Below are 18463 nucleotides of genomic sequence, written 5' to 3' on the forward strand. Positions count from 1 at the left end.
CGTTTTTCATTTCGGATTGGGAAAATGCTAATCAGGTAAAGGCATTAAAGGTAATGATGGTCTGGGTGTCCTTGATATTGGGCCGTTTGTGAATCTGTTCGTTCACATAGCGCCCGATATCCTGTTCGTCTTCAACATAGACCTTGACCAGAAGTTCGAACGGACCCGAAATTGAATAAACTTCCGATACACCTTCGACCTCTTCGATAAGATCGGCGGCCACGTCATAGGCTTTGCCAAGTTCACATTTTACAAAAATGAAGAACGGATGCATCGGAACGGCTCCAATTTGAATTTGAATTGCAGACAAGCTACCCGGCTTGGACGCTGCTTGCAATCTTCTAGCAAGATGATTTCACCCGGTCAGGGTGATGTGAATATAATCAAAGGGACGACTTTTCCGCCAGCTTGGCGCGGCTTTCAACCGCATCCTGTGTCAGGTTCCAGACCGTTGTGCCATCCGTTTCAGCCGTGAGGCTTGCCATGGCAAGGCCGGATGCAACGGCTCCGTCAAAGGTGCAATCTGGTTTGGTGTAGGCGGACAGGAACCCGGAATAAAACGCGTCACCTGCGCCATTTACATCACGCACTCTGGTCGGAAGCGGATCCCAGAACGCGGTTCCTGCGTGTTCAGAGGAAGTCACGATCCCGGTCGCCCCAAGCGTGATGATGACATCAGGTATGCCTTTGCCACGCAGCAACTCGATCGCAGTTTTGGCCTGACTCTTGTCATTGATCTCGATGCCGGTCAGAACCTGTGCTTCGGCGCGGTTGGCAATGAGAAGATCAAGTTTGCCAAGCACTTCCTTGAAACGTACGGCCTTGCTTGGTGACACTGTTGCTGCACACATCTTTGTGCTGCCCTTGTTGTCAGCAAGCCAGGCGATGGTGCTGGCCGGCAGGTTGGCATCAATCAGCCACCAGGGCCATGCTTGCAGGTTGGCAAGTTGCGGTAAGAGCCGTTCGATGGTCAGAAGGTCGTAGACCTCGGCATCCATCATACCCATTGCAAGTTCACCTGTTTCATCAAGAATTGCGGTATAGCCCGCTGTATGCTTGCCTTCGAACTTCATCATCCGGCGGGTGTCGATCCCGATTTCCGCAAGGGCTGCAATCACGTGTTCACCGTCGCCGTCATCTCCGACTGCGCCCAGCATTGCGACATTGTTTCCCAGCAGACGCAAATGTACGGCAATGTTCCGTGCGACCCCGCCCGGTTTGCGATGAAGGGTCCGAACCGGATTGGATGCAGCCGGAATATAATGTCCCGTGCATTGCAATGTACGATCAAAATGCGCGGCGCCAAAGCACAGGATATTGGCAGAGTGGGTGATCACGTTATGTCGCTCTTCTTGGTGGATGGGCTCGTCAGTGACGGGCAATTATCAGCCAGCGAATGTCATAAGCTGTGAGCCTGCGCAAAGGCAAGAAAAACAAAAAGGGGCGGCTCATATGAGCCGCCCCCCTGGATTTGGTGCAGGATGAAATCCTTATTTCATCATGATCCGGTCTTTTGCCATTGGCGTCATCGGGGAGTTGTTGGCGATATAGTCCGCGACTGCCTGTTCAAGGTTCGGACCGAAGTCATAAACATCACTTGCATTGTCACGGAACAGGGCATAGCCGTCGCCGCCATTGCGCATGAAGTCGTTGGAAACAACACCATAGAGTTTGTTCATATCGATAGGAACAAAGTCGTCACCCTCGGCAACCATGACATTGGATACGCGGGATCCAACCGGCTGTGACAGATCGAGGTCGAACTTAAGACCTGCGATCTGCGGGAACTGGCCCTTGTCCTCGTCGACTTTGGAAACACCATGTTCAAGCGATGCTACAACGTCCTTGCCCGAGAGCTTGAAAGTCGCCAATGCATTCTGGAACGGCAGTACAGTCAGGACTTCACCCATTGTTACAGTACCTTCGTCGATGCTTGCGCGCACGCCACCACCATTCTGGATGGCGATCTGATAACCATCACCAGCCTTCCAAAGCATGGCGTCGGCGATCAGGGATCCCATCGAACATTCCATATGACGGCAGCTTTCGCGCGATCCGTCAGCGGCCGTAGTAAACGTACCGACTTCGATATTGCGAACGGCGTCAACTTTCTTGCTGGCTTCGGCAATTACAGCAAGGACGTCCTCGGCAGGTTTGACACTTGCATCAAGCGGGATCGGTTCGCCCGACCATGCGGTGGCAACACCATTATCGTCAAAGGTGACGTTGAGCTCACCAAGATAACGGCTATAGGCATAAGCCTGAACGACCAGAACCGGCTTGCCATCCGGTGCGGTTTCAACAACCGGGTAGGGATAGTTGGCCTTTTCATTGGTATTCGAAAACAGCTGGTTGTCGTGACCGCCGACAATGACGTCAATGCCACTGACGGTGCGCGCGAGTTCGAAATCCTTGTAGGAGCCGGAATGGCTCATGACGATGATTTTGTTTACCCCCTTAAGGCGCAGTCGTGCGACCGAATAGCGTAGTGCCATTTCTGAGTCGGTAATTGAAACCTTGTCACCGGGGCTTGAAATATCGGGAGTTTCTTCGGTGGTGATACCGATCAGGCCAATCTTTTCGCCGCCAAGTTCGACAATGGTATCGGGGATAATCTTGCCCTTGAGGCTCGATGCTGCGCTCGGATGCACGTTGGCGGACAGAACGGGAACCGTGCTTGCCTTGATAAAGGCTTCAAGGACTTCGGGACCATCATCAAACTCGTGGTTCCCGATTGTCATGGCGTCATAGCCCGCCATAGCCATCAACTCGGCGGTCAGTTTGCCCTTGTACGTTGAATAGTAAAGCGATCCCTGAAACTGGTCACCACCATCAAGAGCGAGAACATTCCCGCCTTCCGCCTTTGCATCACGGATGGCTGTTGCAAGACGGGCATATCCGCCAAAGCATTTGCCCTCTGCGTCGTCTTCGGCCTTGCAGGTGTTGTTATATTTCGTAACCGATTCAACGCGATCATGGACGTCATTGGTGTGGAGGATGCGCAAGTCGTAATCAGCCAATGCGCTTCCTGCACCAAAGGTCAACATGGTGCAAGCCGACAGCAATCCTGCAATTTTTTGTTTCATTACTACTCTCCAACAAAGAGGCTCTTTTCCCGTCCCTCACGGGAAAAGATACCATCACAGATCAGAATTTCCGGGAGTGAAGTTTTCCCCTGCGCGGAATGCTAGCATCAAAATTATTCAAGGGGTATGCCCGGTTGATTACGGCGGGATGAAACTTGATCAATATGTGATCGTCATCGCGGTAAACAGAATGTCGGGAAGAATCGATTTAATCTCCAAAGTGGCTGATCGATGCATTTTCTTGAAAATTTTATTGGGCGAATTATTAAGTCTGCCGAGAAAATATATCTTCTGGAAATCTGTCTGCGAGTTTTGGGCCCGCTTCGGGAATCTAAGGGAAACCCCGCAGAAAAAGGACCCGATGGTTGATTCGGATCAGGACGATTTTGACCGGATGGACAGGTTTTGTCTTTCCCTTGCGTGGTCGGCTATTTACAGGGCACTATATTTTGTAGTTACCATAAGCATTCACACCATGAACAAGCGGAATGCTAAGGTTGAGGGACCGTAGCAACACCGATATGGTGGAAATACGTTTTTTCGATGAGGGAGTTCCCCCGGTTAAGGGCACCGGCGGGAAGAATAATCAGAATTCAAGCAATGAAGGGCATCGGAATGAAAAAGCTTCTGACCTCGGTGGTCGCGGCTGTTGCCTGCTATGCAGGTGTTGCTTCGGCTGCAGAAATCAAACCGGCAGTGGTCTATGACCTTGGTGGCCGCTTTGACCGTTCGTTTAACCAGGGCGCATACAACGGCGCCGAAAAATACAAGGCAGACACCGGTACCGAGTATCGCGACTTTGAAATCCAGAACGATTCCCAGCGCGAACAGGCAATGCGGAACTTCGCGCGTCGCGGTATGAACCCGATCGTCGCAATCGGTTTCTCGCAGGCATCTGCACTTGAAAAAGTCGCAAAAGAATTCCCGGAAACCAAATTCACCATCGTGGACATGGTTGTCGACCTTCCGAATGTTCAGTCGGTCGTGTTCAAAGAGCACGAAGGTTCGTTCCTGGTTGGTGTCCTTGCTGCCATGGCTTCGAAAACCGAAAAAGTTGGCTTTGTTGGCGGTATGGACATTCCGCTGATCCGCAAATTTGCTTGCGGTTATGTTCAGGGTGTCAAACACGCTGACCCGAATGCAGAAGTCTTCCAGAACATGACCGGCACCACCGGTGCTGCATGGAACGACCCGGTGAAGGGTGGCGAACTTGCAAAGTCGCAGTTTGACCGTGGCGCAGACGTTGTTTACCACGCAGCCGGTGGTACCGGCGTTGGTGTTCTTCAGGCCGCTGCAGACGCAGGCAAGCTTGGTATTGGCGTTGACTCCAACCAGAACGCATTGCACCCGGGTTCGGTTCTGACCTCGATGCTCAAGCGTGTTGATGTTGCTGTTTACGAAGCATTTGCTTCGGCAGCAGGTGACAACTGGAAGCCGGGCCTGACCATTCTTGGTCTTGCCGAAGGCGGTGTTGACTGGGCTCTTGATGAGAACAACGAGAAACTCATCACCCCTGAAATGAAAGAAGCCGTCGCCAAGGCGAAGGAAGCAATCACGTCAGGTAGCCTTGAAGTCCATGATTACATGAGCGACAGCGCTTGCCCGATGTAAGGCAGCCTTGAAGCAAACCGGGGATTTGTAGTGTCGGATACGATGCATCAAATGCACGGCACCGGGGAAACCGGTGCCGTGCAACCCGCTATTGAACTGCGTGGCATTGACAAGCGGTTCGGAGCGGTACACGCAAACAAGGAAATCGACCTTAAGGTCGATAAGGGAACAATCCACGGTATCGTGGGGGAGAATGGGGCAGGCAAGTCGACCCTGATGAGTATTCTGTATGGCTTTTATCAGGCCGATGCAGGAACAATTCATGTCGATGGCAAGCTTTGTGATATCAGGGGTTCCGAAGATGCCATTGCCGTCGGGATCGGCATGGTTCATCAGCACTTCATGCTGGTCGAGACATTTCCGGTTCTTGAGAACGTAATTCTCGGTGTTGAGGGCGGGGCAGTTCTGCGCGACGGTGTTGACCGGGCACGCGAAGAACTTCAGCGACTTGAGCGCGAATATTCGCTCGACATTGATCCGGATGCCATTGTTGGTGATCTGTCGGTCGGTCTTCAGCAGCGCGTTGAAATTCTCAAGGCACTGTTCCGTGGTGCTGAAATTCTTATTCTGGATGAACCGACCGGTGTTCTGACCCCGCAAGAGGCAGACCATCTTTTCCGTATTCTTGAAACCCTCAAAGAGCAGGGCAAGACGGTGGTTCTGATCACCCATAAATTGCGCGAAATCATGGCTGCAACGGACAATGTTTCCGTCATGCGTCAGGGCGCAATGGTGGCGCATCGCAAAACAGCGGAAACCAGTCCCGAAGAACTTTCCGAATTAATGGTTGGGCGCAAGGTGTTGTTACGCCTTGAAAAAGGTGATGCGAACCCGGCTGATACCGTTCTTAAGGTCGAAAACCTGTGCGTTGATAATGCGCAGGGTGTTCGCAAGGTCAAAAATGCAAGCTTCAACGTTCGCGCAGGCGAGATTGTCGGGATTGCCGGTGTGTCCGGCAACGGTCAAAGCGAGTTGCTAGAGGCGCTTGGCGGTATCCGTTCTGTGTCTGAAGGCGTTGTCGAGTTGAATGGTCAGGACGTGACGCCGGGTAAAGGTGTTGACGCAGCCGAATTGCGTCGTCGTGGTGTGGCCCATGTCCCTGAAGACCGTCATCGTATGGCGATGGTAACGGCCTTTTCTGCAAAGGAAGCAGCCATTCTGGGGTACGAGGACGACCCGGCCTACCAAAAGGGTGTCTTCCTGGACTGGCAAGCGATTTCGAATGCCACAGCCAATATGATGTCCGAATTTGATGTCCGTCCGGCCAATCCGGACCTGAAGGCTGCCAATTTCTCGGGTGGCAACCAGCAAAAACTGGTTCTGGCGCGTGAAATCATGCGTAATCCGGAACTGCTTCTGGTCGGGCAGCCGACCCGTGGTGTTGATATCGGTGCTATTGAATTCATTCACAAACGTATTGTCGCCATGCGGGACGCGGGCAAAGCCGTTCTCTTGGTGTCCGTGGAGCTTGACGAAATCATGTCGCTTGCCGACCGAATTCTGGTGATGTGCGATGGTGCCATCATCGGCGAAGTCGCTGCCTCTGAGGCGAATGAACGTGTCCTTGGCCTGATGATGGCCGGTGTTGATCCGAACGAAGCCAAGGCAGTGGAGGGCCAGTCATGAGCACGACCGTCCAGTTGCCGCGTTGGATTGACGTTGGCGCCTTGCCATTAATGAACCTGCTGCTGGCTCTTTTGATTTCGGGGCTCGTGGTTCTGGCGATTGGCGAAAACCCCGTCCAGGTGGTGGAAATTCTGCTTTATGGTGCATTCGGTTATGAGGAAGCGTGGGGTTATACGCTTTATTACACCACAAACTTCATCTTTACCGGTTTGGCATTCGCCGTTGCTTTCCATTGCGGACTTTTCAATATCGGTGCCGAAGGGCAGGCCTATGTCGGTGGGCTTGGTGTAACACTTGCTGCCCTTTACCTTGATTTCCTGCCATTTCCGGTGATGCTGGTTGTCGGGATGCTGGGAGCCATGATCTTTGGGGCTGCATGGGCCTATATTCCCGCCTATCTGCAGGCACGCCGCGGATCACACATCGTGATCACGACGATCATGTTCAACTTCATCGCATCGTCGCTGATGGTTTATCTTTTGGTCAATGTTCTGCGACCGGAAGGGTCTATGACCCCGGAAAGCGAACAGATCGCCGAAAATCTGCGTTTGCCGTTCATTCATGATATAGCGGCGGCATTCGGCATCGAAATGGCTTCGAGCCCGCTTAACCTGTCATTTGTCTATGCGCTGGTTGCCAGTGTCATGGTGTGGCTGTTCATCTGGCATACGCGTTGGGGATATGCGATCAGAACTGTTGGGGCAAATGCAGTTGCTGCGACCTATGCCGGGATCGAGCCGGGAAAATTCATCATTATTGCAATGATGATTTCCGGTGCTTTGTCTTCCTTCATGGCACTTAACGAGGTTATGGGCGTTCAACACCGGTTGCTGATTGATTTTACAGCCGGTTACGGGTTTGTCGGGATCGCCGTGGCCCTGATGGGGCGGAACCATCCGTTTGGTATCTTCCTTGCGGCCTTGCTGTTCGGGATGCTTTATCAGGGTGGGGCGGAACTTTCCTTTGAAATTCCGACCATCTCCAATGACATGGTTGTGGTTATTCAAGGTCTTGTGATCCTGTTTACCGGTGCCATGGAGCATATGTTCCGTCCGCGCGTCACCAAGATGTACACCGCGTGGCGTTTGCGGCGTGACGCGCAGGAGGCAGCGTGATGGAAAATTTTGAACTCGTCATTCTGTTGCTTGATGCAACCTTGCGAACCTCGACGCCTCTTATTCTTGCGGCCCTTGCAGGCATGTTTTCAGAACGGTCGGGTACGATCAACCTTGCCCTTGAAGGCATGATGCTGGGCGGTGCGTTTTCTGCGGCGGCAGTTGCCTTTTATATGAATGACCCGTGGATTGGCCTTTTGGCGGCAATCGCAACAACGATTGCCTTGTCTTTGCTTCACGGCTTTGCCTGCATCACGCATAAAGGCAATCAGGTTGTCTCGGGTATGGCGATCAATATTCTGATGTCGGGCCTGACGGCACTTGTCGGTATTGCCCTGTTTGCACAGGGGGGCAAAACTCCGGCACTCGACAAGGCTGCTCGTTTTCAGCCAATTACCTTGCCCGGTGCCGAAGCAGTGAAGGACGTGCCAATCATCGGCCCGATCTATTTCGAACTTCTGAGTGGCCACAATATCCTTGTCTATATCGCGTTTCTTGCTGTTCCGGCTGCCTGGTGGGTGATGTATCGCACGCGATTTGGCTTGCGCCTGCGTGCTGTGGGTGAGAACCCGGGCGCAGTCGATACTGCTGGTATCGGCGTTGTCGCCATGCGCTATCGTGCCGTCATTTGCAGTGGTGTTCTTGTTGGTATGTCCGGTGCCTATCTCTCGACGGCGCAAGGGGCGTCCTTCTTGCAGGATATGACGGCCGGCAAGGGTTATATTGCGCTTGCCGCGATGGTGTTTGGTAAGTGGCGTCCGTTCCCGGCATTGGCGGCGTGTCTGCTGTTTGGCTTCCTTGATGCTGCAGCCACCCGTTTGCAGGGGGTTGTCTTGCCAGGTATCGGTGAAGTGCCGGTCCAGCTGGTACAGGCATTGCCATATGTTCTGACGGTTATTTTGCTGGCGGGCTTTATCGGGCGTGCAATTCCGCCCAAGGCTCTTGGCCGTCCATATGTGAAAGAACGCTAAGTTTAGTGACGTCCGGTTGCAGGGTAAAATGCGCGACCGGACATTTCTTCTTGCGATTAATGACGGCAAAAGGCCGTTTCATTACCACATGTCAGATGAATAGCGTGTCCGGATCGGGGCACGCATAAACTATGAGACAGGATTACGAAGATGGGTGATCTGAAACAGGCACCGCGCGACTTGATTGATGCAGCACTGGCTGCACGCGACAAGGCTTATGCGCCATATTCCAGGTTTCATGTCGGTGCTGCCTTGCGCACGGCAGAGGGCAATGTGATTGCAGGCTGTAACGTTGAAAACGCAGCCTATCCCGAAGGCGTCTGTGCCGAAGCGGGGGCGATTTCGGCCATGGTTCTTTCGGGGGAAACCAAGTTCGACGAGATAGTCGTTGTCGGTCTTGGCGATGTGGCGTGCACGCCGTGTGGTGGTTGCCGACAAAAGATCCGGGAGTTTACCGGCAGTGATGCGACCATTTTCATTATCAATGATGCTGGCAAGACACTACTGACTCTTACACGCGAAGAGCTTATTCCCCATTCCTTTGGACCGGAGAATTTGAAATGAGCAATGTAAAAGCTGCGTTGGACGTCATTGCGTCGAAGGCACCGGGTTTCAAGGCCGAGGTTGCCCTGGTTCTTGGCAGTGGTCTGGGCGGGGTTGTTGATGCGGTAAGTGACGCCATTAGCATTTCCTACGCGGAGCTGCCGGGCTTTCCACGTCCGACTGTTGTTGGACATGGCGGGACACTTGTGCTGGGACGGATCGGTGGTGTTTCGGTTGCTGTGATGCAGGGGCGGGCGCATTTCTATGAGCATGGCCGCTCTGACCTGATGGCGGAGCCGCTTGAAACGCTGCGTGAACTTGGGGCCGAGAAACTTATCCTGACCAATGCGGCAGGGTCATTGATCCCCGAAGCCGTTCCGGGAAGCCTGATGCTGATTACCGATCATATCAGCCTGTTCGGGCCAAATCCGCTGATTGGTTATCATGGCAATGACAGGTTCGTTGGCATGGATATGCCCTATGATCCGGAAATCGGTTCGGGGTTGCACGATACCGCAGCAAAGCTTGGTATTAAATTGTTTGAAGGCACTTATTGCTGGTGCACGGGGCCAAGCTTCGAGACGCCTGCGGAAATTCGCGCACTCAAGGTTCTGGGGGCGGACGCTGTTGGTATGTCGACCGTACCCGAAAATATCCTTGCCCGTCGTCTTGGTTTCAAGGTGGCGGCAATTTCAAATGTCACGAACCTTGCTGCTGGCATGAGCCCAACACCGCTTAGCCATGAACAGACCCTTGATATGTCCAAGGAAGGTGCTTCCAATCTTATCAAGATCCTGTTGCAGTATTTCTCGGGTTCTGCATAAAGCCGATTTTCAATTTCGGTTTTGGTACCCCATAACGACAAGCGTGCAGGAGACAGCAAATGCTGCCGCAGGAAATCATTCGCCGCAAACGTGAAGGCGAAGTTCTGACAGACGCTGAAATAGCGTTTTTCGTCAAAGGCATCACTGATGACAGTATCAGCGAGGGGCAGGTTGCTGCCCTTGCGATGGCCGTTTTCTTTAACGGAATGACCATGGACGAACGGGCTGCGCTGACTCGTAATATGCGCGACAGTGGTACAGTTCTTGATTGGAAGGCACTTGGCCTTGACGGGCCGGTTGTTGACAAACATTCCACGGGTGGCGTCGGTGACAAGGTCAGTCTGATGCTTGGTCCGATTGTCGGTGCGTGTGGCGCATTCGTTCCAATGATTTCCGGACGGGGCCTAGGCCACACAGGCGGAACGCTTGATAAATTTGATTCGATCCCGGGTTATCGCACGACGCCGACACTTGAAGAATTTGCCAAGGTTACCCGCGAAGTTGGCTGCGCGATTATCGGGCAAACCTCTGATCTTGCGCCGGCAGACAAACGGTTCTATGGCATTCGCGACGTAACAGCGACGGTCGAAAGCATACCGCTGATTACCGCATCGATCCTTTCCAAGAAGCTGGCGGCTGGCCTTGATTCACTTGTCATGGACGTCAAGTTCGGTTCGGGCGCCTTCATGAACGAATATGATCGTGCGCGCGAACTGGCGCAAAGTATTACGGAAGTGGCAACGCGCAATGGTGTTCCGACAGTAGCCCTGCTGACAGATATGGAGCAGGTGTTGGGCGATACAGTCGGCAATGCCCTTGAGATGCGTGAAGCGATCGATTTCCTGACCGGAAAACATCAGGAACAGCGTGTTTATGATGTGACAATGGCACTTGCCGCAGAAATGCTTGCAGTTAGTGGTGTTGCTATCGATGTGGCTGACGGGCTTCGTCAGGCAACGCTTGCGCTTGAAAGCGGCAAGGCTGCAGAAGTCTTTGCAAAAATGGTCGCAAGCCTTGGCGGACCGGCCGACTTTGTCGAAAACAACACGAATTATCTTGAAGCAGCACCAATGATCAATGCGGTGACGGCTGCCAAAACTGGTCGGGTTGTTTCGATGGATGCGCGCAAGGTCGGCTTGGCTCTGGTTGCCCTTAAAGGTGGGCGTACGCGCGCTGATCAGAAGATCGATTTTGCAGTCGGCTTCACCGATTTTATCAAGGTCGGGCAACCGGTTTCGGCTGAAACACCGCTTTGCATTGCCCATACCCGTGATCAGGCCCAGCTGGAAGAAGCGACGGCCCTTCTGCGCGAAGCAATCGTTATCGGTGAGGGCGAGGTCGCGCCAACAGGCTCCGAACCCGCTGTGCGCGAACGCATCGTTGCCGGTGTAAAGGGGTGATCCTTTGATATCGGGTTAAAAGAAAGGCTGGGAAATTTCCCGGCCTTTCTTTCTTCTAGCGAGCAGCAGCCTTGATCATGGAAGCCGCTTTTTCCGCAATCATGATCGTTGGCGAGTTTGTGTTGCCTGACACAATGGTCGGCATGATGGACGCGTCGGCAATGCGCAAACCATCCAGACCGCGCAGTCGCAATTCTGGATCAACCACAGATGCCGCATCTGCCCCCATTCTGCAGGTGCCGACCGGGTGGAAGATCGTGGTTCCGATATCGCCAGCCGCACGGATCAAATCTTCTTCGCTGTCATAGGATGGGCCAGGTTTGAATTCTTCCGGCGCATAGGCAGCAAGGGCCGGTTGGCCTGCGATCTTGCGCGTCAGACGAATTGAATCTGCTGCCACCTTTTTATCTGCATCTGCTGACAGATAGTTCGGGGAAATCGCAGGCTGTTGCGTGTGATCCGGGCTGGTAATGTGAATGCTACCGCGGCTTTGCGGGCGCAGGTTACAGACACTTGCCGTGAAAGCCGGGAAGGGGTGGACGGGCTCGCCAAATTTCTCAAGTGACAGTGGTTGGACGTGATATTGAAGGTTCGGCGTTTCAAACGATGCATCAGACCGGGTGAAAATCCCCAGCTGACTTGGTGCCATGGACATCGGGCCTGACTGATTAAACAGGTATTCCAGAGCAATGCTGGCTTTGCCCAACAGACTGGTTGCCTTTTCATTCAGGGTGCGAATGTTGCTTACCTTGAACGCACAGCGCAACTGCAAATGATCTTGAAGGTTTTCGCCGACTTGGGGGTTATCAAGCACCTGTTCGATGCCATATTGCTGCAAGACATCGCCGCGTCCGATCCCGGAAAGCTCCAGAATTTGCGGGGAGCCGACAGAACCGGCTGAAAGCACCGTTTCACGATTGGCATAAACAGTTTCGATATTACCTTCGCGCTCATATTCAACGCCGGTTATCCGGCCTTCGGAAATGATCAGACGCCGGACATGGGCATTGGTGCGAACTTCAAGGTTTTTACGATCAAGGGCAGGGCGGAGAAATGCTTTGGATGTGTTCCAGCGAATGCCGCGCTTCTGGTTTACATCGAAATAGGATGACCCTTCATTGGTTCCACGATTGAAATCCGGCACCTTCGGAATGCCTGCCTGTTCGGCAGCATCCTGAAAGGCCTCAAGGATTTCCCAGCGTACGCGTGCCTGTTCAACCCGCCATTCGCCACCTTCACCATGCAGGTCATCGGCACCGCGATAGTAGTCCTCCGATTTCTTGAAGAAGGGCAGCACATCGTCCCAGCCCCAATTGGTACATCCGGACTGGCGCCATTGATCATAGTCATTGGCCTGACCGCGCATATAGATCATGCCGTTGATGGACGAACATCCGCCAAGAACCTTGCCGCGCGGATACCCAAGGGACCGGCCGTTCAAACCCGGTTCGCGGACGGTATTAAAACACCAGTCAACCTTGGGATTGCCAATGCAATAAAGGTAGCCAACCGGAATATGAATCCAGGGATTGCGATCTTTTCCGCCAGCTTCAAGCAGAAGAATATTTGCGTCTTCCATCTCGGACAGGCGGTTTGCCAGCGTACAGCCGGCCGATCCTGCGCCAATGATGATGTAATCAAACCGGTCCATGTGTCATTTCCTGAATGAGGACAATATGGAACCGGTTTCCCCGGTAGCGGTTGTGTTTCACGGAAGGTTCCTCTCTGAGTGGCAGCCAAGGTTTTTCTTGTGAGTCTTGTTTCTTGGTGTGACGCTACCATTGATTTGACTGTCTGAAAATATAATCAAGCGTTGTATCCATTCCGGCATGCGGAAAAAGATACCTTTGTTGATTTTTGGAATAATTCAAATAAAATCAATATAATAGCAGTTGTTTAAGATCGAAAAACTTGATTAGTCTCGTCTGTCCACAGACTCAACCACGAGCTTGATTGATGATCCGTTTTCGATGGCTTGATCGTTTGCCTATTTCTGCGACCGGGGCACATCCGGAATCTCCCCGACGGCCTGGTGCACTTCGCCGTCAGCTTGGGTTCTGGGCCGGAATCTTGACAGCTGTTTCAATGGTGTTGAGTGGACCACCGGACGATATGGCGCCAGCTGCGTGGCATACAGCTGCAATTGCTGCATTGATGGCAATCTGGTGGTTGAGCGAAGCGATCCCGATAGCAGCAACCGCATTGGTTCCGGTTGCTGTTGCCCCGAGTTTTTCGGTGGCAACAATTGACGATGTGACTTTGCATTACTCGAACCCATTGTTGTTTTTGTTTTTGGGCGGATTTGTCATTGCCATTGCGATGGAACGATGGAATTTGCACCGACGTGTCGCACTGGTGATTTTAAAGCAGGTTGGTTTTAAGCCATCTTCGCTGGTCGGAGGTGTCATCGCTGCGACGGCGGTGCTTTCAATGTGGGTCAGCAATACCGCAACAGCGACCATGATGCTGCCAATCGCGCTTTCACTTGTGAATTTGCTTCGAGAACACGATAAAACTCAGGATTCCTCATCTTCTCAAGCTGTTGAAGCAGGCGATGAACCTGTCAAATTACCGCGATCAGTTCGAAACTTCGCACTTTCAATGCTTTTCGGGATTGCATTCGGCGCCAGCATTGGTGGCATTGGAACGCTGATCGGGACACCACCCAATGCATTGTTGGCAGCATATCTTGATAGCAACTTTGGTGTTTCGATCGGGTTTGGGCAATGGATGTTAATCGGCGTACCATTTGCTGGCATTCTGTTAGTCGTGTGCTGGCTGGTTCTTACCCGCTATGTCTATCGACTGGACGATTCCTTGCCAGAACCTGTTTGCGAGGAACTGCAACGCGATATGGACGCGCTTGGTCCCATGTCTCGCGGCGAGAAATATGTTGCGACAGTTTTTTGTGTTACAGCCCTTCTATGGTTGGTCCGGCCGCTGATCACAAACATTTTCCCGACATTGTTGCTAAGTGATGCGTCTATTGCGGTAACAGCTGCCATCGCATTATTTGCGATTCCGGTAAATGCGCGCGAGAATCAGTATATTTTAAGCTGGAAAGCCGCCCGTGCATTGCCTTGGGGCGTTCTGATACTGGTCGGAGGCGGGTTGGCACTTGGCGCGTTAATCAACGATACGGGCCTTGCAAGTTGGGTGGCCAATAGGGCGGGTGCTCTGCCTCATTTACCCGTTATTATCCAGATAGGAATGATTTCCCTGATTGTCATTATGATCAGTCACCTGACGTCAAACACGGCTACGGTTGCGACGTTCCTGCCCCTTGTCGCTACCTATGCATTGGCCGAGGGGATAGATCCGGTTCTTCTATCTGTTCCGGTAGCGCTTTCAGCAAGCTGTGCATTTATGTCTCCTGTTGCCACACCTCCAAACGCGATTGTGTTTGCCAGCGGATATTTGACAATCGGAGACATGGTACGTGCCGGTGCATTGATGAATGTGATTGCGCTTATTGCTATTATTTTGTTCGCCGTGATTTTGGTCCCGATTGCTTTCTAATTGCCAGAAATGTCTGACAACTCTTGCCAAACAGTTCAATAGAACGCATTTTGATCAGTAACGAAAATTTACCCGCCAATATGAAAATCAGAAAAATCAGGAGAAAACGGCATGGGAAAACTGGATCGGCGCCGTCGCGAGATACTTGAACTCGTTGCGTCCAACAGCTTTATGACAATTGATTCCCTTGCTGACCATTTTTCCGTTACCCCGCAGACCATCCGTCGTGACATCAACGAAATGGCAGAAGAGGGGCTGATTGCGCGCTATCACGGTGGGGCGGCCAGCGTTTCCACGACCGAAAACACCGCCTATCAGGATCGCCAGGTACTTAATCTCGGGAGCAAGCGCGAGATCGCCAAGCTGGTTGCCGAGCATATTCCGGAAGGCGCTTCGCTCTTTATCAATATCGGTACAACGAATGAAGAAGTCGCCCATGCCTTGTCCGGGCATAAGAGCCTGAAGATCATTACCAATAACCTGCATGTTGCAGAAATTTGTGCCGCAAATCAGGGGTTTGAGGTCATTATTGCAGGTGGTGTTGTTCGCCAGCGTGACTTCGGGGTCATAGGGGAAGCGACAATTGATTTCATCAACCAGTTCAAGGTTGATTACGCAATCATCGGGATTTCCGGGGTTGATGAAGATGGCAGTTTGATGGATTTCGATTACCGCGAAGTCCGTGTGGCACGGGCAATTATCTCCAACGCCCGCCAGACATTCCTGTGTACCGATGCATCAAAGTTTGGTCGACGGGCAATGGTGCGGTTGGGCCATTTGTCGGAAATCGATGCATTGTTCACGGACCGTCATCCGGGGCCGAATTGGGCAGACGTGATCCGGGAAGCCGACGTTTCGGTTTATACCGCGAATTAAAGCGCAGTCAGAAAGCCAAGCGTGTTTACGTTCAGGCGTAAACACCATCTTCGCGCTTGCCGGTACGCATTGTGATCGGTCCTTGTGACGATCCATCAAGCATCTGGGTCAGATGTTCATTATGGGCATCATCAATGTCACTGGTCTTGCCAGACCAGTAAACCTTGCCATCATGCATCATTGTCAGGTTCTGATAGCGCGTGCGTGCGATCTGCATGTCATTGGTGATGGAAATGACAGTAGTGCCGCGTTGCTGCGCAATTTTTGAGATCATCAGTTCGATATGGTTCGACAGAACCGGATCAAGACCCGCTGTCGGATTGTCGAGCAAAAGCAGCTCCGGATCGCTTGAAATTGCCCGGGCGATACCAACACGCTTTTGCATGCCACCAGACAGATCATTAGGGGTGAGGTCTGCACTTTCCTCGGCCAGACCGACAAGCCCCAAAAGCTCGGTCGCACGTTCCTTTGCGGCCTTTCGGCTCAGGGTGCCAAGTTCGATTTGCCGGAAACAGATGTTTTCCCAAACAGTAAGGCTGTCAAAAAGGGCATTGTGCTGAAACAGCATGCCGATTTTTGCGGCCCACTCCGGACGCGCAGGGGAATCTGCACGGCTCACATCGTCACCATCAAGAAAGATGGAACCCTCATCTGCGCTGTAAATCCCGACCAGACATTTCATGAGAACGCTTTTTCCAGCAGCGGACGGGCCGATGATTGCCATGGTTTCACCCTTGGCAACACTCAGGTCAACGCTGTCGACTGCAGTCATTCTCCCGAAGCGTTTGGTGAGTTTATTTACCCTGACAAAGGCAGTCTTGTCCGTTTGAGAAGATGCAGTTTGGGTCATTTACATTCCGTTTTTGGTCGAGTTCGCGCTGAGTTTCGGCAATTGCCGAGCAGGGGGCAAGTGCCAAATTCACAAAAATGAAAACGGCCCCAAGCGGGGCCGTTTTGCAAGATATGCTGAATTCGTGAAATCCGCTTAGTGCGAAAGGATCTGGCTGAGAAACAGCTTGGTACGATCGCTTTTGGGATTGTCGAAGAATTCCTGCGGACCAGCCATTTCGACGATCTGACCTGCATCCATGAAGATAACCCGATCAGCAACCTCTTTGGCGAAGCCCATTTCATGGGTTACGCAAAGCATGGTCATACCTTCTTTGGCAAGCTCGACCATTACGTCGAGAACTTCCTTGACCATTTCCGGATCAAGGGCCGAGGTCGGTTCATCAAACAGCATGATTTTCGGCTGCATGCAGAGCGAGCGGGCGATTGCCACACGCTGCTGCTGGCCGCCGGAGAGCTGACCCGGATATTTGTGGGCCTGTTCGGCAATCCTGACACGCTCAAGATAGTGCATGGCCAGATCATTGGCTTCTTTCTTGGGCATCTTGCGAACCCAGATCGGTGCCAAAGTCAGGTTTTCAAGCACAGTCATGTGCGGGAAAAGGTTGAAGTGCTGAAACACCATGCAAACTTCTCGGCGTACGGCTTCAATGTTTTTGACATCATCGCCAAGCAAAATCCCGTCAACATAGACTTCACCGCTTTGATAGGTCTCGAGGCGGTTCATCGTGCGAATGAGGGTGGACTTGCCAGAGCCTGAAGGGCCGCAGATGACAATACGTTCACCTTTGCGAACAGTCAGGTCAATGTCCTTCAGAACATGGAAGTTACCATACCATTTGTTCATCTTGCTGACGGTGATGACATCCTCCTTGGACGGAGGAGGCACAGCGCCGGTAGTGGTTTCAGTTGCTACAGTCATTGTTTTCTCCTCGTTCCTTACCTGCGCTCGCCTTTGCGAAGCTCTTTTTCAAGATAGGCGGAGTATTTCGCCATCGAGAAACAGATCAGGAAGAATATTGCCGCGGCGAAGGCATAGCCTTCCACGTAGTATTTGGTCCATGCAGGATCACTGCGAAGTGCAAGCTTTACCGTTCCAAGGAAATCAAACAGGCCGATAATCACGACCAGCGTGGTGTCCTTGAACATTGAGATGAAGCTATTCACCGTTGGCGGAATGACCAGACGCAATGCCTGCGGAAGGATGATCAGACGCATGGACTGCCAGTAGGACAGTGCAAGGCTGTCGCCTGCTTCGAACTGTCCGCGCGGGACAGCCTGAAGACCACCACGAAATACCTCGGCAAGGTAGGCCGCCGTAAACAGGATAATACCGATCTGCGCACGCAGCAGCTTGTCGATGGTTACCCCCGTCGGCAGAAACAGCGGAAACATGACGGATGCCATAAACAGGACCGTAATCAGCGGTACGCCGCGAATAACTTCGATGTAGACAACGGATACAGTCTTGATGGCGGGCATGTTGGACTGACGGCCAAGCGCAAGTAGCAAACCCAATGGAAATGCAAAGATCACGCCGATAGACGACAGGATCAGGGTTAGCGGCAAGCCACCCCAGTAACTGTTCTGGACATAGGTAAGACCAAGAACACCACCCCACATCAGGACGCCGATAACAGGAACACCGACAACCCACATCGGGATAATCCATTTGCGAAGGCCGGGATATTTTACGGCCCCCAGGCTACCGCAAATGATTGCAATCAGAACAATCATGGCAAGTACCGGCCGCCATTGTTCTTCGTACGGATAGGTGCCAAACAGGATCAGACGCAGGTTGGCATTTACAAAGCCCCAGCAAGCGCCGGTAACCTCTGCACACCCCTCGATCGTTGGTGTCAGTGTTGCATTGACAACCGCCCAGTTAAACAGCGGCGGAACAAGCCAAAGAATGAAGGCGAGGGCACCCAGCGTCAGAAGGGTGTTAAACCATCCGTCAAAAAGGTTCTTCTTTGACCAGGCAACAGCTCGCTCGCTGAAAGTCCCGGTTGGAAGAGGAGGCAATTTTGCGTTTTCTGACAT

At 52.5% G+C, this 18463-nt stretch carries 17 protein-coding genes; 10 read left to right on the forward strand and 7 right to left on the reverse strand.

Annotation, left to right across the window (positions count from 1 at the left end; all coding sequences use genetic code 11):
* Positions 1 to 31: 31 nt before the first annotated feature.
* The 3 genes from TH30_RS08935 to TH30_RS08945 all read right to left on the reverse strand — a co-directional run bounded on the left by TH30_RS08935 (position 32) and on the right by TH30_RS08945 (position 3086).
* Positions 32 to 274, reverse strand: coding sequence for an Lrp/AsnC family transcriptional regulator (locus TH30_RS08935; RefSeq protein WP_114097716.1), 243 nt, complete (start codon positions 272 to 274; stop codon positions 32 to 34).
* A 109-nt stretch (positions 275 to 383) separates the two neighbouring features.
* Positions 384 to 1337, reverse strand: a complete 954-nt coding sequence (locus tag TH30_RS08940) for a carbohydrate kinase family protein (protein WP_258548660.1) — start codon at positions 1335 to 1337, stop codon at positions 384 to 386.
* Positions 1338 to 1490: 153 nt separating this feature from the next.
* Entirely contained in the window at positions 1491 to 3086 is a 1596-nt protein-coding gene (locus TH30_RS08945; RefSeq protein WP_114097717.1) for a bifunctional metallophosphatase/5'-nucleotidase, read from the reverse strand.
* A gap of 76 nt (positions 3087 to 3162) precedes the next feature.
* Between TH30_RS08945 and TH30_RS08950 the strand changes: the two genes are divergently transcribed.
* The 8 genes from TH30_RS08950 (at position 3163) to deoA (ending at position 11176) form a co-directional block, all read left to right on the forward strand.
* Positions 3163 to 3597: a hypothetical protein gene (locus tag TH30_RS08950; protein WP_147251952.1), complete on the forward strand. Its 435-nt coding sequence runs from the start codon at positions 3163 to 3165 to the stop codon at positions 3595 to 3597.
* 104 nt (positions 3598 to 3701) lie between these two features.
* A complete protein-coding gene (locus TH30_RS08955; RefSeq protein WP_114097797.1) occupies positions 3702 to 4697 on the forward strand; it encodes a BMP family lipoprotein in 996 nt (331 codons plus the stop codon).
* 42 nt (positions 4698 to 4739) lie between these two features.
* Positions 4740 to 6323: an ABC transporter ATP-binding protein gene (locus TH30_RS08960; RefSeq protein WP_114097719.1), complete on the forward strand. Its 1584-nt coding sequence runs from the start codon at positions 4740 to 4742 to the stop codon at positions 6321 to 6323.
* Complete coding sequence (locus TH30_RS08965; RefSeq protein WP_114097720.1) at positions 6320 to 7438, forward strand: ABC transporter permease; 1119 nt, start codon at positions 6320 to 6322, stop codon at positions 7436 to 7438. Before TH30_RS08960 ends, TH30_RS08965 begins: the two co-directional genes overlap by 4 nt.
* A complete protein-coding gene (locus TH30_RS08970) occupies positions 7438 to 8409 on the forward strand; it encodes an ABC transporter permease (RefSeq protein WP_114097721.1) in 972 nt (323 codons plus the stop codon). The genes TH30_RS08965 and TH30_RS08970 overlap by 1 nt, the downstream gene beginning before the upstream one ends.
* 150 nt (positions 8410 to 8559) lie before the next feature.
* Complete coding sequence (locus TH30_RS08975) at positions 8560 to 8973, forward strand: cytidine deaminase (protein ID WP_114097722.1); 414 nt, start codon at positions 8560 to 8562, stop codon at positions 8971 to 8973.
* Complete coding sequence (locus TH30_RS08980; protein ID WP_114097723.1) at positions 8970 to 9776, forward strand: purine-nucleoside phosphorylase; 807 nt, start codon at positions 8970 to 8972, stop codon at positions 9774 to 9776. The genes TH30_RS08975 and TH30_RS08980 overlap by 4 nt, the downstream gene beginning before the upstream one ends.
* A gap of 59 nt (positions 9777 to 9835) precedes the next feature.
* On the forward strand, positions 9836 to 11176 hold the full coding sequence (deoA, locus tag TH30_RS08985; protein ID WP_114097724.1) for a thymidine phosphorylase: 1341 nt from the start codon (positions 9836 to 9838) through the stop codon (positions 11174 to 11176).
* Between the two features lie 55 nt (positions 11177 to 11231).
* Here the strand turns inward: deoA and TH30_RS08990 are convergent, their stop codons facing one another.
* On the reverse strand, positions 11232 to 12827 hold the full coding sequence (locus TH30_RS08990; protein ID WP_114097725.1) for a GMC family oxidoreductase: 1596 nt from the start codon (positions 12825 to 12827) through the stop codon (positions 11232 to 11234).
* A 305-nt stretch (positions 12828 to 13132) separates the two neighbouring features.
* Here TH30_RS08990 and TH30_RS08995 point away from each other — a divergent pair, with 305 nt between their 5' ends.
* Both TH30_RS08995 and TH30_RS09000 read left to right on the forward strand, forming a co-directional pair.
* Positions 13133 to 14695 (forward strand): SLC13 family permease, encoded by a 1563-nt coding sequence (locus TH30_RS08995; RefSeq protein WP_114097726.1) that lies wholly within the window; start codon positions 13133 to 13135, stop codon positions 14693 to 14695.
* Positions 14696 to 14806: 111 nt separating this feature from the next.
* Complete coding sequence (locus TH30_RS09000; RefSeq protein WP_114097727.1) at positions 14807 to 15571, forward strand: DeoR/GlpR family DNA-binding transcription regulator; 765 nt, start codon at positions 14807 to 14809, stop codon at positions 15569 to 15571.
* A 31-nt stretch (positions 15572 to 15602) separates the two neighbouring features.
* On the opposite strand, the gene TH30_RS09005 is transcribed toward TH30_RS09000, so the two are convergent.
* The 3 genes from TH30_RS09005 to TH30_RS09015 all read right to left on the reverse strand — a co-directional run bounded on the left by TH30_RS09005 (position 15603) and on the right by TH30_RS09015 (position 18463).
* Complete coding sequence (locus TH30_RS09005) at positions 15603 to 16343, reverse strand: ABC transporter ATP-binding protein (RefSeq protein ID WP_258548661.1); 741 nt, start codon at positions 16341 to 16343, stop codon at positions 15603 to 15605.
* 213 nt (positions 16344 to 16556) lie between these two features.
* A complete protein-coding gene (locus TH30_RS09010; RefSeq protein ID WP_220150297.1) occupies positions 16557 to 17267 on the reverse strand; it encodes an amino acid ABC transporter ATP-binding protein in 711 nt (236 codons plus the stop codon).
* Positions 17268 to 17359: 92 nt separating this feature from the next.
* On the reverse strand, positions 17360 to 18463 hold the full coding sequence (locus TH30_RS09015; RefSeq protein WP_114097730.1) for an amino acid ABC transporter permease: 1104 nt from the start codon (positions 18461 to 18463) through the stop codon (positions 17360 to 17362).

Source organism: Thalassospira profundimaris, from assembly GCF_003326795.1.
Taxonomy (GTDB): Bacteria; Pseudomonadota; Alphaproteobacteria; order Rhodospirillales; family Thalassospiraceae; genus Thalassospira; species Thalassospira profundimaris_C.

Excerpts from the sequence above, each read along its gene's own strand:
- TH30_RS08935 (WP_114097716.1), bottom strand. The coding sequence starts at position 274 with ATGCATCCGTTCTTCATTTTTGTAAAATGTGAACTTGGCAAAGCCTAT.
- TH30_RS08945 (WP_114097717.1), bottom strand. The coding sequence starts at position 3,086 with ATGAAACAAAAAATTGCAGGATTGCTGTCGGCTTGCACCATGTTGACC.
- TH30_RS08955 (WP_114097797.1), top strand. The coding sequence starts at position 3,702 with ATGAAAAAGCTTCTGACCTCGGTGGTCGCGGCTGTTGCCTGCTATGCA.
- TH30_RS08960 (WP_114097719.1), top strand. The coding sequence starts at position 4,740 with ATGCATCAAATGCACGGCACCGGGGAAACCGGTGCCGTGCAACCCGCT.
- TH30_RS08965 (WP_114097720.1), top strand. The coding sequence starts at position 6,320 with ATGAGCACGACCGTCCAGTTGCCGCGTTGGATTGACGTTGGCGCCTTG.
- TH30_RS08970 (WP_114097721.1), top strand. The coding sequence starts at position 7,438 with ATGGAAAATTTTGAACTCGTCATTCTGTTGCTTGATGCAACCTTGCGA.
- TH30_RS08975 (WP_114097722.1), top strand. The coding sequence starts at position 8,560 with ATGGGTGATCTGAAACAGGCACCGCGCGACTTGATTGATGCAGCACTG.
- TH30_RS08980 (WP_114097723.1), top strand. The coding sequence starts at position 8,970 with ATGAGCAATGTAAAAGCTGCGTTGGACGTCATTGCGTCGAAGGCACCG.
- deoA (WP_114097724.1), top strand. The coding sequence starts at position 9,836 with ATGCTGCCGCAGGAAATCATTCGCCGCAAACGTGAAGGCGAAGTTCTG.
- TH30_RS08990 (WP_114097725.1), bottom strand. The coding sequence starts at position 12,827 with ATGGACCGGTTTGATTACATCATCATTGGCGCAGGATCGGCCGGCTGT.
- TH30_RS08995 (WP_114097726.1), top strand. The coding sequence starts at position 13,133 with ATGATCCGTTTTCGATGGCTTGATCGTTTGCCTATTTCTGCGACCGGG.
- TH30_RS09000 (WP_114097727.1), top strand. The coding sequence starts at position 14,807 with ATGGGAAAACTGGATCGGCGCCGTCGCGAGATACTTGAACTCGTTGCG.
- TH30_RS09005 (WP_258548661.1), bottom strand. The coding sequence starts at position 16,343 with ATGACTGCAGTCGACAGCGTTGACCTGAGTGTTGCCAAGGGTGAAACC.
- TH30_RS09010 (WP_220150297.1), bottom strand. The coding sequence starts at position 17,267 with ATGAACAAATGGTATGGTAACTTCCATGTTCTGAAGGACATTGACCTG.
- TH30_RS09015 (WP_114097730.1), bottom strand. The coding sequence starts at position 18,463 with ATGTCAGAAAACGCAAAATTGCCTCCTCTTCCAACCGGGACTTTCAGC.